Raw genomic sequence first — 13,433 nt, forward strand, 5'->3', positions numbered from 1 at the left:
ATAGGTATATGTCGGTTTGGGGCTTAGATGCCACCAAAGCACATGTATTTGATTTCCAAGTATTCTTCGATGCCGTATTTCGAGCCTTCGCGGCCTAGGCCAGATTCTTTGATGCCGCCAAACGGGACGGCCTCGTTAGAAATTAGCCCTTCGTTAATGCCGACCATGCCGCATTCCAGTTTCTCTGCTACGCGCCAAGCGCGGCCAATGTCACGAGAGTAGAAGTAAGCCGCCAAGCCAAATTCGGTATCGTTAGCTAGGCGGATGGCATCTGCTTCGGTGTCGAACTTAAATAGGGGTGCGACTGGGCCGAAGGTTTCGTCTTTGGCGACGACCATGTCGTTAGTGACACCAGTCAGTACGGTTGGCTCATAGAACAAACCACCACGAGCGTGTGCTTTACCGCCAGTGGCTACTTTTGCCCCTTTGCCAAGTGCGTCTTCTACGTGTTCTTTAACCTTGTTGAGTGACGATTGGTTAATCAGTGGGCCTTGCTGGAAAGCACCTTCTAGCGCGGGGCCTACTTGCATGGCGGCCACAGCTGCGGCCAATTTCTCTGCAAAAGCATCGTAAACACCGCTTTGTACCAAGATGCGGTTCGCGCAGACGCAGGTTTGGCCGGTGTTACGGAATTTGGCGATCATGGCGCCTTGCACTGCTGCATCCAGATCAGCATCGTCAAACACAATAAATGGGGCGTTGCCACCTAGTTCTAGCGATAGCTTTTTGATGGTGTCGGCACATTGCGCCATCAGCAATTTGCCGATGCGGGTAGAACCGGTGAAAGAAAGCTTCTTCACAATTGGATTGGCAGTGAGTTCACCACCAATATCACCAGAGCGTTTGCCCGGTACGATGTTGATTACTCCTTTCGGGATGCCCGCTTTTTCTGCCAACACGGCAAGCGCCAGTGCGGATAGAGGGGTTTCGGTAGCTGGTTTGACCACCACGGTACAACCTGCTGCCAACGCTGGGCCGACCTTGCGGGTGATCATCGCATTCGGGAAATTCCACGGGGTAATGGCCGCCACGACACCAATTGGTTGCTTGATCACGACCAGCCGTTTGTCTGCCGCAGGACCTGGGATGGTATCGCCATAGACACGCTTGGCTTCTTCGGCAAACCATTCGATATAGCTGGCACCGTACAAGATTTCGCCTTTGGCTTCTGCTAACGGCTTGCCTTGCTCGGCGCTCAAGATGGTGGCGAGATCATCGATGTTCTCAAGGATTAGGTTGTACCAATTACGCAGCAAGTTCGATCGTGCTTTGGCTGTTAGATCGCGCCAAGCAGGTAGGGCGGCTTCCGCCACTTCGATTGCGCGTGCCGTATCTGCTTTGGTAGCAGAAGCAACCGTCACTAACACCTGATCATTTGCTGGGTTGGTCACTGCAAATACTTCGCCGTCGCTGGCGGCTTGCCAGGCACCGTCAATGTAGAGTTGCTGTTGTAGTAGGGAAGCATCCTTTAATTGCATGTCGTGCCTTTCTCTTAGCTTTTTTGTAGGGAGATTTGCGGCGTTTCTAGCCAGCGATAGACAAATAAACAAATGGCGGCAATGACGGCGCAACCGAGCATGACGCAGGTCATTGCATGTGGGGTGTGTGGCTGCAAGGCGGCAACAATAAAACTAGCGAGAGAGCCAAATCCAAACTCGATCGACACTGCCAATGCACTAATACTACCGATCTGATGTTGGTGTCTGCCGAGAAGGGCGGCCATGGCGTTGGCGTTAATGGCAATGGTAAGGCCGACGTACACCACAATCATCGGTACGAGTAGCCAAAGCGAAGTCGTATCAGTCAATAGCGCGCCAATGCTAGCGGTAAGTGCCAGCAAAATGGCGATGTTGGTAATGGCGAGCGGGGAGTATCGTTTTAATAACTGGGTATTGATCAGGGTAAATATGGCTTGACCGATGATATTGGCGCCAAACAGAAAACCATAAAACTGGTTGTTAACGCCAAAGCGTTCGATATATACAAAAGGCGAGCCAGTGATAAACGCGAACATACCAGCAAACGGAAACCCCATGCCAATGATGAGGAGTAGATTGCGTGGGTCGATCAGTAAACGCCAGTAATTCACCAACACTGTCCCCAGACCACCATGGCTTCGCTGGGTAGACGGCAATGTTTCTGGCAAATAGCGCCAGACTAACCAACCACTAATTAACCCTTGCACCGACAACAGCACAAATACGGCACGCCAACCGATGTGATTACCCAACCAACCTCCCACAAGTGGTGCGATAAGTGGCGCGACCATGGTGACTAAAGCCATTTTAGATAAGACGCTGGCCGCATCTTCTTTGGGAAATACATCCCTGACGATGGCGCGCGCCATCACCGAACCTGCACCACCACCAATTGCTTGCAGCAACCGAAAGGTAATCAGACTATCAATTTGGTGTGCAAAGGCACATAAGAGGCTGCTGACTACATAGAGCCCAATCCCCACTAGCAATAATGGGCGACGACCAAATCGATCGGACAATGGCCCATAAAACAACATCCCGACACAAAACCCCAGCAAAAAGGCGCTGAGTGTGTGCTGCATATCGTCTTGCCCTACGCCTAGCTCATGCCCCATCACGGGGAGGTTGGGTAGGTACATGTCAATCGCAAACGGGCCAAACGCGACTAATAGCCCTAAGAGGGCAATCAGCCGGCTGGTACGTATCGGGAGGTCTGATAGGTTCATGGGGAATGTTTTATTTAAAGCGCGCGTGCACGTTGTTGTGCTTGTAGTTCAGCACCGGATGTAGCTCTACCATCTCGAAAGACAGCGCTAAGTAGCGATCTTCCATCAGTTTTGCGAAATGGGTTTTGACCAACCCAAATAGATGATCACCAACGGCTTTTCGGGTGGCTTCGTCACGTCCATGGCCCACTTTTAGCGTGATATGCACAAAGGCATAGTCGGCTGCGGCGTCTGCCATGCGGTAGGTATCAATCCAGTGAACACGGCTACGGATGCCGCCAATAGGGAAAATACCGGTGCCCGCCATGTATTCATGCACTTGGGCAAATAGCGGCTGAAAATCTGCACTATCACGTAGGTTTTCGGTACATTCAACAATAAAATGTGGCATGTGCGGGCCTCTTAAATAGGGAAGATAGCGTTGAGTTGGCCGGTGCCAGAGCTTGGGAATAGCTCGGTGATGATCTCGACTTCTCCTTGGTATTGATCCCATCCTAATGCGCCAAGCAGCATCGCTGTGTCGTGCATCTTGCCTTCGCCGTTACAGTAAGTGGCGTACTCTGGCAGCATGGCGCAGAATTCGGCAAAGCGGCCTTGCTTCCACATCTCTACCACGTGCATATCCACTTGGCGGTCGAACTCACGGGTGTAACGGAACATACCGCCTTCGGCTAAGCGATCATCAATAAAGGTGTGCGATAACGACCCACTTGCAAAAATAGCGACCGTGCCGTCGTAAGCTTCAATTGCTGCTTTCACTGCTTCGCCAAATTTGCGGCTATCTTCTAGTTCATGCGCTTGACACCAGCCAGCAACGGAGACCACTTTAAAATGTTGGTCTTCATTCATATAACGCATCGGGACTAAGGTGCCGTATTCAAGCTCTAGACTTGGAATATTGTGGGCTTTGGCTCTTACTTTGCGAGCAATTGCTTCGTTTGCAATTAATTCGCCTAAAATTGGATTGCCAGGATAGCTAAATTTCATGTCACGAATAAAGTGCGGGAGCTCGTTGCTGGTATAAACCCCTTCGAACCTCTCACCACAGTTGATGTGATAGGCGCTATTGACTAGCCAATGGGTATCAAATACCACAATGGTATCTACGCCTAATTCGCGGCAGCGGCGGGCGATCTCTTTATGGCCATTAATTGCCGCATCTCGGCAACCCTGATTTGGCCCAGGAAGCTCAGACAGGTACATAGACGGTACATGTGTAATCTTGGCAGCAAGTGCTAGTTTGCCCATGGTATTCCTTCATTCATCAAGGGGAGGTTGCGCTTAAATGTGCATGGCAACCAAGCAAGGTTAGTGATGCTGGCTAAACAACCAGTATGACTAACCTGACTTCAAAATACGTATCCAGTATTGGCAAATTCAACGAATGTTTGCGCTGCCGTCTAGCTTGCGTGTAAAAGCGCAGGGCTATCAGCAGTGGTTTTACTGTTTTATCAATCGAATACTGTTTAAACAGGGAAAAGCGCGTTGACTTGGCCTGTGCCAGAACTCTCGAAGTAATCGGTAATCATTTCTGCCTTGCCTTTGTACTGATCCCAGCCCAATGCGCCTAACAGCATCGCGGTATCGTGCATCCAGCCTTCGCCGTAACACACCTTGGCGTAAGTTGGTAACATACGGGTGAACTCTTCAAAACGGCCTTGTTGCCACAAATCTAGTGCGCGCAAATCTGCCTGACGGTAGAACTCATCGCTAATCGTAAATAAACCGCCATTCACGTTTTTATTGTCATGAATACGATGAGACATCGATCCACTCGCCACAATCGCAACATTGCTATCGGATGCTTCTACTGCCTCGCGGATTGCTTCACCCACGATGCGACTTTCTTCCATATCGCCCCATGCTACCCAGCCCGCAATCGACACTACTTTGAAAGCCGCATCGGTATTCATATAGTGCATCGGTAGTAAGGTGCCATATTCAACATCTAGGGTAGGAATGTTGTGTGCTCGCGTGCCTACGCCTTTTTCAGTCGCGATTTTCGCAATTGATTCACCTAGCGCGGTATTACCTTTGTAGTTGTACGGTAGGTTTTGGATGAAATGAGGGAACTCGTTACTGGTATACACGCCTTCAAACTGACTGCAGGCATTGATGTGATAACCCGCATTCACCAGCCAGTGGGTATCAATGACGACCACGGTATCGACGCCCAGTGCTTTTGCGCGACGACCAATTTCTTTATGGCCATCAATCGCCGCTTGGCGACAGCCATGATTCGGCCCTGGCATTTCAGAAATCAGCATGGATGGAACATGCGTGACTTTTGCAGCTAAAACAATTTTTCCCATGATAAGTGCCTCTCTAGTGGATAAAACAATTACCTGTAGCGCTTGCGGCGCATCTGTACGCTTGGCCAGATACACCTTTGTTATATTCCTTACTACCCATCACCTAGCCCCCCTGGGTAAGGGGAGGCTAGGGAAGGATCAAATACCTACGCACCCCATTTAGGAATCGGGTGATTGCCATAAGACACGGCCACGTTTTTCGCTTCGCAGAACACTTCGTAGCTGTAGTGGTTACCTTCACGGCCAGTACCAGAAGCTTTCACGCCGCCAAATGGCTGCCGCAAATCCCGTACGTTTTGGCTATTCACAAACGTCATCCCTGCTTCAATTGCTTTCGCCATGCGCATCACGCGCCCAGTGCTTTCTGTCCATAGGTAAGAAGACAAACCGTATTGGGTGTCGTTAGCAATCTGCAGCGCTTCTTCTTCGGTCTTGAAGCGGATAATGCAAGGCACTGGCCCGAAGATTTCGTCTTGTGCAATCTTCATCTTGTTGTCTACATCAGCAAACACGGTTGGCTGAACCCAGTTACCGCCTTTTAGGTGTTCGGCCACGTTTGGTGTATCACCACCAAATACCAGCTTCGCGCCTTCTTTTTGACCAAGCTCGATGTAACCTTGAACCTTTGCTTGGTGGCCTTTGCTAATCATTGGGCCAACAATGGTGTTCGGGTCTAGCGGATCCCCCACGGTGAGGCGAGCGGCGCGGGCAGCAAAGTCAGCTACAAACTTGTCGTAGATACCGTCTTGTACCAAGATGCGTGAGCCAGCGGTACAGCGTTGACCGTTATTCGAGAAGATCATGAAAATCGCCGCATCGAGTGCGCGTTCGTAATCTGCATCGTTAAAGATGATGAACGGCGATTTTCCACCTAATTCCATCGAGAATTTCTTGAGCCCTGCCGACTTCACAATGCGGTTACCAGTCAGCGTACTGCCGGTAAAGGAAATCGCCCGAACATCAGGGTGGCTAACCAGTGGTTCACCCGCGGTATTGCCGTAACCATGAACAATGTTGAAAACACCGGGTGGAATGCCTGCTTCCAGTACCAATTGGCCTAGGCGATCGACCGTCATTGGCGATAGTTCAGACATCTTCATCACGGCGGTATTACCAAATGCCAAGCATGGTGCGGTTTTCCAGGTTGCCGTCATGAATGGCACGTTCCAAGGAGAAATCAGCGCCACCACGCCGACTGGCGTCCACAAGGTGTAGTTGAGATGCCCTGTGTCAGAATCGTAAGTTTCGCCATGCTGATGCTGGATCAACTCTGCAAAGTAGTGGAAGTTATCCGCCGCGCGTGGGATCAAAGCCTTTTTGGTTTGGCCAATCACCTGACCGCAATCTTTGGTTTCCATCTCGGCCAGTTCTGGCACGTTCTTGGTGATCAAATCACCCAAGTTACGCATCAGGCGAGCACGCTCTTTCACTGGCGTAGCTGCCCAACCTGGGAACGCTGCTTTGGCCGCCGCAACCGCCGCGTTTACTTCTTCCTCTCCACCACTTGCCACATCGGCTAGAACTTCGCCTGTCGCTGGGTTAAGGGTTTGGAAGGTTTCTTTGCTCTCGACAGATTGCCCATTGATTAGGTGTTTGATCATCATGCTGCGTTCTCCTTCAACATTTTTTCGTATTCTGCTTCGCTAACAATGCGGTTTGCCAAGCGACCAACGTGTTCAACTTCCACTTCTACCAAGTCACCCGGTTTGACGTCCGACAAGCCTTCTGGCGTACCGGTACAAATCATGTCGCCCGGGTTCAATGTCATGAAGCTACTGAGGTAAGACACCAAAAACGGCACATCAAAAATCAGGTCTTTGGTGCTCCCTTCCTGGCGCAGTTCACCGTTCACATAGGTGCGTAAGGCTAGGTTGTGCGGGTCTGCTACGTCTGCCGCCTCTACCATCCAAGGGCCGATGGGCGTTAAGGTGTCGCGGCTTTTTACGCGCAGGTTAGGGCGGTAGTAGTTTTCTAGGTAATCCCGCACGGCGTAGTCGTTACACACGGTGTAGCCTCCTACGTATTGCATCGCATCCTCGCGGCTCACGTTTTTGGCTGTTTTACCAATCACCACCACCAACTCGGCTTCGTAGTGCATGTATTCCAGATTGTCTGGACGAACAGATACCTGATTGTGGCCTGTTAGCGTGTTTGTCCCTTTCAGGAACACTAGCGGCTCCGTTGGCGCTTTAAAGTCCAGTTCGGCAGCGTGATCAGCGTAATTCAGCCCTAGCGCAAAAATGGTGCCGTTTGTTGGCGGTAGCCATTTCACTTCTTTGGCATCAATGGTTTCGCCGTTTGCTAGTTGTAAGCGTTGGTCAGCCAGTAAGGTGGCTGCTTGGGTAACGCCTTTATATTCGACGCGCGCGTGTTTCATTTCGCGGCTCCTGTTTCTAATGTAACGGTGTTTTCTAAACGGCCAATGCCTTCAATTTCTACAGCGACCACATCGCCAGCGGCTAGTGCCACTTCGCGCAATGTCGTGCCGGCAATAATCAGGTCACCTGCTTGTAAGGTCATGAAATCACTTAGGTATTCGATGATTTCTGGCACGCTATAAATCAGATCTGCCGTGTTGCCACGCTGGCGAAGTTCACCGTTGACATAGGTGTTGATTGCCAATGCGCTGACATCTAGTTCATCTGCAGAAACCACCCATGGGCCAATCGGGCAAAAGGTGTCACGGCACTTTGCTTTAATCGCTGGGCGGTAGTAGCTCGTCTCAGCCAAGCTCACTTCGTTCACGATGGTGTAGCCCGCAATCACGCTAGCGGCATCAGCACGTTTTACCTTTCGGGCTGTGCTGCCAATCACAATGCCTAATGCAGCGCCAGCAAATGCTGTTTCCCCGTTTGCAGGGATTTGGATTGCCCCTTGGTGTGCTAAATGCGTATTCACTGGTTTAAAGAAATACACTGGTGTTTTGGGTGGATTTTTGTATGGCGCTTCTGTGAGTTCTGGCGCTAATTTATCCATTAGCGGGCGATTGTTTAGTGCCAGCCCAATCACGCTACCGTTCGTTGCGGGTAGCCATGTGAATTGACCTGCAATCGCTGGTTGTTGATCTTGAATGGTGACACTCTGCACCACATCGTTTTGAAGAATCCTAGCCTGTCTCATGCTTTTTCCTGCGGTAACGGTTGATTCATTTCTAAATGATTAACTGTTTAAAGTCATGCTTTTGAATAATGTTAACATATTAACGTTATACTGGTGAAGTGGGTTTTGGTCAAACAATTGGCAAGCAATCTGCCAAAAAAGGATAGTGCTGTATTGACTAAATAGGCTGTTAGTATGCTAAATTTACATCGTTGTGAAGTTTGTTTACTAGCTGTTGGCTGTTTTGTTTATTTCTAAATGAATTTATTTTTAAATTTATTTTATTAATAAATTAATGGGTGTGGTGTTTTGGTTTTTTGAAATGTTGAATTTTCACGAGCTGTAGCTCTTGTGCCGCCAGTATTCCCCAAGGTCTGGCGGCATTTTTTTTAGGGGTGAGAGATGTTAGAGACGCAAACGATAGTTTCTATTACTAGCCGCACTGCTTTGGCGCTCGCCATGCATGCGCTGTTACTGGCCGAGCATCGACAGTTCAAAATGTGTATTGCGGTAGTAAATGTCAGTGGTCAACTACAAGCATTTACCAAAGTAGATGGCGCGCCGCTACATTCAAGTGATATTGCAATTGATAAAGCCTATACCGCCGTTAGTTTTGGTCGTCCTACCTCTACATGGACAGATCGATTGGAAAGTGCAAATGCATTTTTAAAGCACGGATTAATGAACCGGCCGCAATTTGCTGGCTTTGCAGGGGGTGTACCGATTGTGGTCGATGGCGTGTTGGTTGGTGCGATTGGCGTATCCGGTGGCAGTGCGTCGCAAGATGAAGAAATTGCGCTGATGGCATTGCAAGAATTTGGAATGTCATCTTAATAACATGACTATTAACAAACTATTGTCTTTTTGCTGGTTTAAGCTAAATTATTTGATGTCGTATGCTTTACTAAACCGCATGAATACTGAATGATATAAAAATATTGAATATTTCATTTCAATTTGAATGAAAATGCTGTCCAACAGTGAAAAGACCTTGCGCATGAAAAAACTACACACCTCTCTGACTATCGCATTACTGCGTGCCCGTGAAACGACAATGGGCTTTTTTCGGCCACTCTTGAATAAGCATGGCCTAACAGAGCAGCAGTGGCGCATTATGCGGGTGCTGTTAGAGAAAAATACAATTGAGTTTCAACATCTGGCAGAACTAACCTGCATTTTGCGTCCAAGCCTAACGGGTATTCTGACCCGCATGGAAAGAGACGGTTTGGTGCTAAAGCTAAAGCCAACTACCGATCAGCGCAAAATTTATGTGGCACTCACAGATACGGCCAGAGAAATGGTTGAAAACATGGCGGATGAGGTTGCCGCAGCCTATCAAAAATTAGAAGAGCAACTGAGCGTAGAAAAAATAGATCAGCTGATGGCCTTGCTAGAAGAGGTCAGTCAGTTGCAAGTGCCAGAGAGTGAGCCCTTGGTAGAAGATGAGGCATAAATAGGTTTCACTATGTCAGTCATCCCTAATATTGATATCGGTAAAGTGTACGACCATCAGTATGATGGGGCAGAAGTGCATTACGAATCATTTGGTCGGATGGCCGATTTTTTTGGCCGTACCACCCCTGCGCATCATCATGATCGTTTTTATCAGATCCACTTTCTGGATTCTGGGGTGATTCAACTTCAATTAGATGATCACTTCTACTTAGCGCGCGCTCCCTTGGTGTTTTTTACACCGCCCGCTATTCCGCATGCATTTTCGACAGAACCGGTAGCCGATGGCCATGTGTTGACTATCCGGCAAGATATCGTACGGAATTTACATGGTGCGGTAGCAAGCGAATTGCCCTCCAACCTACTCACCCAGCCATTTTGTTTAGAAATTGCGAATCAATCCTTTGCTGTCCAACAAACATTTAGACAGATTTGTGATTGTATTTTGCTACTAAAAAATGAGTTCTCACAACATGAGGCGGGGCGCACTTGGGCATTGCAACAGCTAACACAGCTGATTGTTTTAAGCTTATTTCGAATCGCACCTAATTCCCAAGCCACACCAGATGCGGGGCGAGGGGATCGGAAATTATTCCAGCAATTTACCTTGTTGATTGACCAACATTACGATCAGCATTGGCCATTGTCGACTTACGCTAGTGAATTGTGTATTACCGAGGCAAAACTAAACGAAATTTGCCGCCGGGTGGCGAATCTACCTTCCAAGCAGTTAGTGTTTGAAAGGCTGATTCTCGAAGGTAAACGGCAGTTACTTTTCGCCGCTACGCCCATTGCACAAGTTGCCTATCAACTAGGGTTTAAAGACCCTGCCTATTTCAGCCGCTTTTTTACCAAACAAGTGGGTATGACCCCATTGCAGTATCGCCAAATCTCTTCTGATAAAATGAATAAAATGAGGCTCGCTGGCAATATTAGCGGCCCCAATGATTGAAATTAGCCGATCAAGGTATAATTGCGCTGATATTGTCAGTTAACAAAAGAGTAAAGCATGACAACTGAACTACAGATTGAAGATTTGGTAGAAGGCGACGGTAAGGCATGTGTAAAAGGCGCATTAATTCAGGCGCATTACACCGGTTGGCTAGAAGATGGTACCAAGTTTGATTCCTCTCATGATCGAGGCAAGCCATTTCAAACCGTGATTGGATCTGGCCGAGTGATTAAAGGTTGGGATATCGGCATGATGGGCATGAAAGTTGGCGGTAAAAGAAAGCTATTTGTGCCAGCGCATCTTGGATATGGTGATCGCCAAGTTGGTCAGCACATTAAACCTGGTTCTAATCTTATTTTTGAGATTGAACTACTTGAAGTGCTCACCAGAGATGATTGAGTAGAATAAAATAAAAAAACCAGTGCAAATGACACTGGTTTTTTTATGAGTAAGTAGCAAAATATTACGCAAATATCCGCTTAATTTCTCTTACTACCTTTAGTGCATACTGCCATTGTTCTGGTGTAATACGAACGTATCTTCGGATGTTCGGAAAGCTAGCCACTACCTCGCTACCACCAAAATGTTCCATCTCCAAATACACACCATTTTCATTGCCAATCAGTCGGCAAGTTTTGGCATCTAATGGTAGCCAATGTTGCAACACTAACGGATCCGTACGGATTTGATCTGCTAGCTTTTCAACCGCTTCGGATCCCGCCAGCTTTTTATTGATGCGCACCCCTTGTCTTCTCATTGCCCCAAGGTGACCGAGTTCCCATTCAAATATAGCCGAGGAGGTGGGCGCAATTTGAAAACGGAAAACAGTCGTCACTGTATGGGCAAAGAGAAGAGGGTCAATCTTTTCTGCGACTGTTCCACAAATACCAGAAGTGGTCGTAGAGAAATTGGCCGTCGAAAGAGAGGTCTCTTCGAAATGTAGCCCTTTCAAATTCAGCATGACTCTTCTTAACGTTGCGCCAGCTTGGTAAGCACGTGGTGTTTGCGGTTGAAAATACTGGCTAACAATTGAAAGGGCTGACATCGCTTACTCCTTGATATCCGCAAATTCTTCTTCAAGCACCGTTTCAATTGCGACTGGCTTGAATGGATTTTGACGTTGAACTAGCGTCGTCCAGATCAATGCATAAGTCCCGGTAATTGCCAAGATAATTCCAAATGGAACAAACACATCTGCCCTAGTTAACCCTGGTGGTGCGATATACCAGATGGCTAACAAAATCCCCACGGTAGAGATGATCTGTGGAATCGGGAAGAATGGAGACTTATACGCTCTTGGGAAATCTGGGCGACGAATACGCAATGAAATCACCGATAGTGTCACTAAGATATACGCCAATCCCCAAGCGCAAACCGCAGCCAGTACTAAAACAAAAATCTTATCCAAATTGCCATCCAGATAGATCGCATAGCTGGTTGGCATTAGCACGGCTACTAAAATACCAATCCAAGGTGTTTTAAAACGAGGGTGTAAGTAAGCAAAGAATTTTGGCAATGCGCCATCTAAGGCCATTCCGTAAATAATGCGTGGAACAGCAGCCACCAAGGTGTTAATACAAGCACCACCCGCAAACAACAAACCAAGGCCTAGCCAAATACGTCCAAACGGTCCCATTACTTGCTCTGCAAATGCAGGGATTGCCATTGGAGTGTCCAGTAAATGTGCGCCATTTGGGTTATTTGGGTCCATTGGCGTATTTTCAACTTGGCGTAAAACCGCCATCCCGTACATGAACATGCAAGTGCCCACACCTAGCAATCCGATCAACATCGCACGTGGCAAGGTTCTAGCAGATTTTTTAAGTTCAGGTGCAAGCGGGGTGACTAATTCTGAACCCACAAACATGAACATGGCCAATCCAACCAAGCTCAGCACAGCTTGCGGATCTTCGAATGAAAGCGGTGTACCAAATACACTGTCTAATTTGACATGCGGTGCTTCTAAAATACCGGCAATACCGAAAATGGTTAGCGTTGCCCACATCCCAAAAGTCAGTACGACTTCTACTTTGCCAAATACATGGATACCAAGCGCATTCAAAATACCAAATAGCACGACCAAACCAACCCCGACCATCCAAGAGCCGCCATGTGCTTCCATGACGCTATTCATATGTTCGAAGTTAACCAGCGCCATAATCCCAGATAGAATGGTTTCTGATGTGCCTGCAAACAAATGCACAATTAAATACGCTGAAATCGTACCGACGATGGCCCAAAAACGGCCTAAACCACACGCAATGTAATCATAAGTAGAACCAGAGGTAGGGAGGATGGATGCCGCTTCTGCAAATGTTGTACTTTGCGCCAGCATCATGATTAGCGCGACCACCATTGCCAACGCAAATGTACCACCGGCCATGCCAAAACCACTGGTAGCGGTTAAGATGACAGGGCTAGCCATAATTACCCCGACCGAACTAGCAAGTGCGGTAGGAAAACCCACAACCCCCTGCTCTAGGTGGGCTTCTAGTTTTTTATGTAGCGTCATTGAACTCTCTCCTGACAATGAACGTTGTTAAACAGATTGGATGGAATTCACTCTCTCGTCAATTCCGGTACAAAAGTGCCCTCTAAATAAATTGGGCTGCCACACTAGCCAGCCCTTTTGTGAACCGCGTCAGTTACTCACTAATACGCAATACAAACTGATTTCAATTCAGTGAAGTTCTCCACCGCACCACGGCCAAACTCACGGCCGACGCCAGATTGCTTATGGCCACCAAACGGCATATTCGGGTCTAATGGGATGTGGCTGTTTACCCAGACTGTGCCTGCCTGAATCTCTGGCACCACGTGCATGACAGTTGGCAGATTGTCTGACCAGACACTGGCCGCTAGGCCGTATGGGGTATCGTTTGCTAGGTGAATAGCTTCTTCGGTGGTATCAAAT

15 protein-coding genes are annotated in these 13,433 nt (G+C 48.2%); 4 read left to right on the forward strand and 11 right to left on the reverse strand.

Features of this window, described 5'->3' with window-relative positions; all coding sequences use genetic code 11:
• Window positions 1–23 precede the first annotated feature (23 nt).
• From LIN78_RS15460 to LIN78_RS15495, 8 genes are all read right to left on the reverse strand, one after another.
• Window positions 24–1,478, reverse strand: coding sequence for an NAD-dependent succinate-semialdehyde dehydrogenase (locus LIN78_RS15460; protein WP_227181763.1), 1,455 nt, complete (start codon window positions 1,476–1,478; stop codon window positions 24–26).
• A 14-nt stretch (window positions 1,479–1,492) separates the two neighbouring features.
• Window positions 1,493–2,704 carry a Bcr/CflA family multidrug efflux MFS transporter gene (locus LIN78_RS15465; RefSeq protein WP_227181764.1) on the reverse strand — a complete coding sequence of 404 codons (1,212 nt, stop codon included), beginning with the start codon at window positions 2,702–2,704 and terminating at the stop codon, window positions 1,493–1,495.
• A gap of 10 nt (window positions 2,705–2,714) precedes the next feature.
• Window positions 2,715–3,095: a tautomerase family protein gene (locus LIN78_RS15470; RefSeq protein WP_227181765.1), complete on the reverse strand. Its 381-nt coding sequence runs from the start codon at window positions 3,093–3,095 to the stop codon at window positions 2,715–2,717.
• 11 nt (window positions 3,096–3,106) lie between these two features.
• Window positions 3,107–3,952 carry a 3,4-dihydroxyphenylacetate 2,3-dioxygenase gene (gene hpaD, locus LIN78_RS15475; RefSeq protein ID WP_227181766.1) on the reverse strand — a complete coding sequence of 282 codons (846 nt, stop codon included), beginning with the start codon at window positions 3,950–3,952 and terminating at the stop codon, window positions 3,107–3,109.
• A 218-nt stretch (window positions 3,953–4,170) separates the two neighbouring features.
• Complete coding sequence (hpaD, locus tag LIN78_RS15480; RefSeq protein WP_227181767.1) at window positions 4,171–5,091, reverse strand: 3,4-dihydroxyphenylacetate 2,3-dioxygenase; 921 nt, start codon at window positions 5,089–5,091, stop codon at window positions 4,171–4,173.
• Window positions 5,092–5,162: 71 nt separating this feature from the next.
• Window positions 5,163–6,620 (reverse strand): 5-carboxymethyl-2-hydroxymuconate semialdehyde dehydrogenase, encoded by a 1,458-nt coding sequence (gene hpaE / locus LIN78_RS15485; protein WP_227181768.1) that lies wholly within the window; start codon window positions 6,618–6,620, stop codon window positions 5,163–5,165.
• Window positions 6,617–7,393 carry a fumarylacetoacetate hydrolase family protein gene (locus LIN78_RS15490; RefSeq protein WP_227181769.1) on the reverse strand — a complete coding sequence of 259 codons (777 nt, stop codon included), beginning with the start codon at window positions 7,391–7,393 and terminating at the stop codon, window positions 6,617–6,619. Before LIN78_RS15490 ends, hpaE begins: the two co-directional genes overlap by 4 nt.
• Window positions 7,390–8,136: a fumarylacetoacetate hydrolase family protein gene (locus tag LIN78_RS15495; RefSeq protein ID WP_227181770.1), complete on the reverse strand. Its 747-nt coding sequence runs from the start codon at window positions 8,134–8,136 to the stop codon at window positions 7,390–7,392. The genes LIN78_RS15490 and LIN78_RS15495 overlap by 4 nt, the downstream gene beginning before the upstream one ends.
• Window positions 8,137–8,517: 381 nt before the next feature.
• On the opposite strand from LIN78_RS15495, the gene LIN78_RS15500 reads away from it, so the two are divergent.
• The 4 genes from LIN78_RS15500 (at window position 8,518) to LIN78_RS15515 (ending at window position 10,918) form a co-directional block, all read left to right on the forward strand.
• The gene (locus LIN78_RS15500; RefSeq protein WP_227181771.1) at window positions 8,518–8,949 is read left to right on the forward strand and encodes a GlcG/HbpS family heme-binding protein; all 432 of its coding nucleotides are present in this window, start codon (window positions 8,518–8,520) and stop codon (window positions 8,947–8,949) included.
• A 163-nt stretch (window positions 8,950–9,112) separates the two neighbouring features.
• Window positions 9,113–9,568, forward strand: a complete 456-nt coding sequence (gene hpaR, locus LIN78_RS15505) for a homoprotocatechuate degradation operon regulator HpaR (RefSeq protein ID WP_227181772.1) — start codon at window positions 9,113–9,115, stop codon at window positions 9,566–9,568.
• Between the two features lie 12 nt (window positions 9,569–9,580).
• Window positions 9,581–10,519, forward strand: a complete 939-nt coding sequence (gene hpaA / locus LIN78_RS15510; protein WP_227181773.1) for a 4-hydroxyphenylacetate catabolism regulatory protein HpaA — start codon at window positions 9,581–9,583, stop codon at window positions 10,517–10,519.
• 57 nt (window positions 10,520–10,576) lie between these two features.
• A complete protein-coding gene (locus tag LIN78_RS15515; protein WP_227181774.1) occupies window positions 10,577–10,918 on the forward strand; it encodes an FKBP-type peptidyl-prolyl cis-trans isomerase in 342 nt (113 codons plus the stop codon).
• Window positions 10,919–10,982: 64 nt separating this feature from the next.
• On the opposite strand, the gene LIN78_RS15520 is transcribed toward LIN78_RS15515, so the two are convergent.
• The 3 genes from LIN78_RS15520 to LIN78_RS15530 form a co-directional block, all read right to left on the reverse strand.
• Window positions 10,983–11,564, reverse strand: a complete 582-nt coding sequence (locus LIN78_RS15520; protein ID WP_227181775.1) for a DUF3156 family protein — start codon at window positions 11,562–11,564, stop codon at window positions 10,983–10,985.
• A 3-nt stretch (window positions 11,565–11,567) separates the two neighbouring features.
• Window positions 11,568–13,031, reverse strand: coding sequence for an APC family permease (locus LIN78_RS15525; protein ID WP_227181776.1), 1,464 nt, complete (start codon window positions 13,029–13,031; stop codon window positions 11,568–11,570).
• Between the two features lie 140 nt (window positions 13,032–13,171).
• Window positions 13,172–13,433: aldehyde dehydrogenase family protein (locus LIN78_RS15530; protein ID WP_227181535.1), on the reverse strand; the 262-nt coding region annotated here is incomplete at its 5' end.

It is taken from the genome of Leeia speluncae, assembly GCF_020564625.1.
GTDB classification, from domain to species: Bacteria; Pseudomonadota; Gammaproteobacteria; order Burkholderiales; family Leeiaceae; genus Leeia; species Leeia speluncae.

Excerpts from the sequence above, each read along its gene's own strand:
- LIN78_RS15460 (WP_227181763.1), bottom strand. The coding sequence starts at position 1,478 with ATGCAATTAAAGGATGCTTCCCTACTACAACAGCAACTCTACATTGAC.
- LIN78_RS15465 (WP_227181764.1), bottom strand. The coding sequence starts at position 2,704 with ATGAACCTATCAGACCTCCCGATACGTACCAGCCGGCTGATTGCCCTC.
- LIN78_RS15470 (WP_227181765.1), bottom strand. The coding sequence starts at position 3,095 with ATGCCACATTTTATTGTTGAATGTACCGAAAACCTACGTGATAGTGCA.
- hpaD (WP_227181766.1), bottom strand. The coding sequence starts at position 3,952 with ATGGGCAAACTAGCACTTGCTGCCAAGATTACACATGTACCGTCTATG.
- hpaE (WP_227181768.1), bottom strand. The coding sequence starts at position 6,620 with ATGATGATCAAACACCTAATCAATGGGCAATCTGTCGAGAGCAAAGAA.
- LIN78_RS15490 (WP_227181769.1), bottom strand. The coding sequence starts at position 7,393 with ATGAAACACGCGCGCGTCGAATATAAAGGCGTTACCCAAGCAGCCACC.
- LIN78_RS15495 (WP_227181770.1), bottom strand. The coding sequence starts at position 8,136 with ATGAGACAGGCTAGGATTCTTCAAAACGATGTGGTGCAGAGTGTCACC.
- LIN78_RS15500 (WP_227181771.1), top strand. The coding sequence starts at position 8,518 with ATGTTAGAGACGCAAACGATAGTTTCTATTACTAGCCGCACTGCTTTG.
- hpaR (WP_227181772.1), top strand. The coding sequence starts at position 9,113 with ATGAAAAAACTACACACCTCTCTGACTATCGCATTACTGCGTGCCCGT.
- hpaA (WP_227181773.1), top strand. The coding sequence starts at position 9,581 with ATGTCAGTCATCCCTAATATTGATATCGGTAAAGTGTACGACCATCAG.
- LIN78_RS15515 (WP_227181774.1), top strand. The coding sequence starts at position 10,577 with ATGACAACTGAACTACAGATTGAAGATTTGGTAGAAGGCGACGGTAAG.
- LIN78_RS15520 (WP_227181775.1), bottom strand. The coding sequence starts at position 11,564 with ATGTCAGCCCTTTCAATTGTTAGCCAGTATTTTCAACCGCAAACACCA.
- LIN78_RS15525 (WP_227181776.1), bottom strand. The coding sequence starts at position 13,031 with ATGACGCTACATAAAAAACTAGAAGCCCACCTAGAGCAGGGGGTTGTG.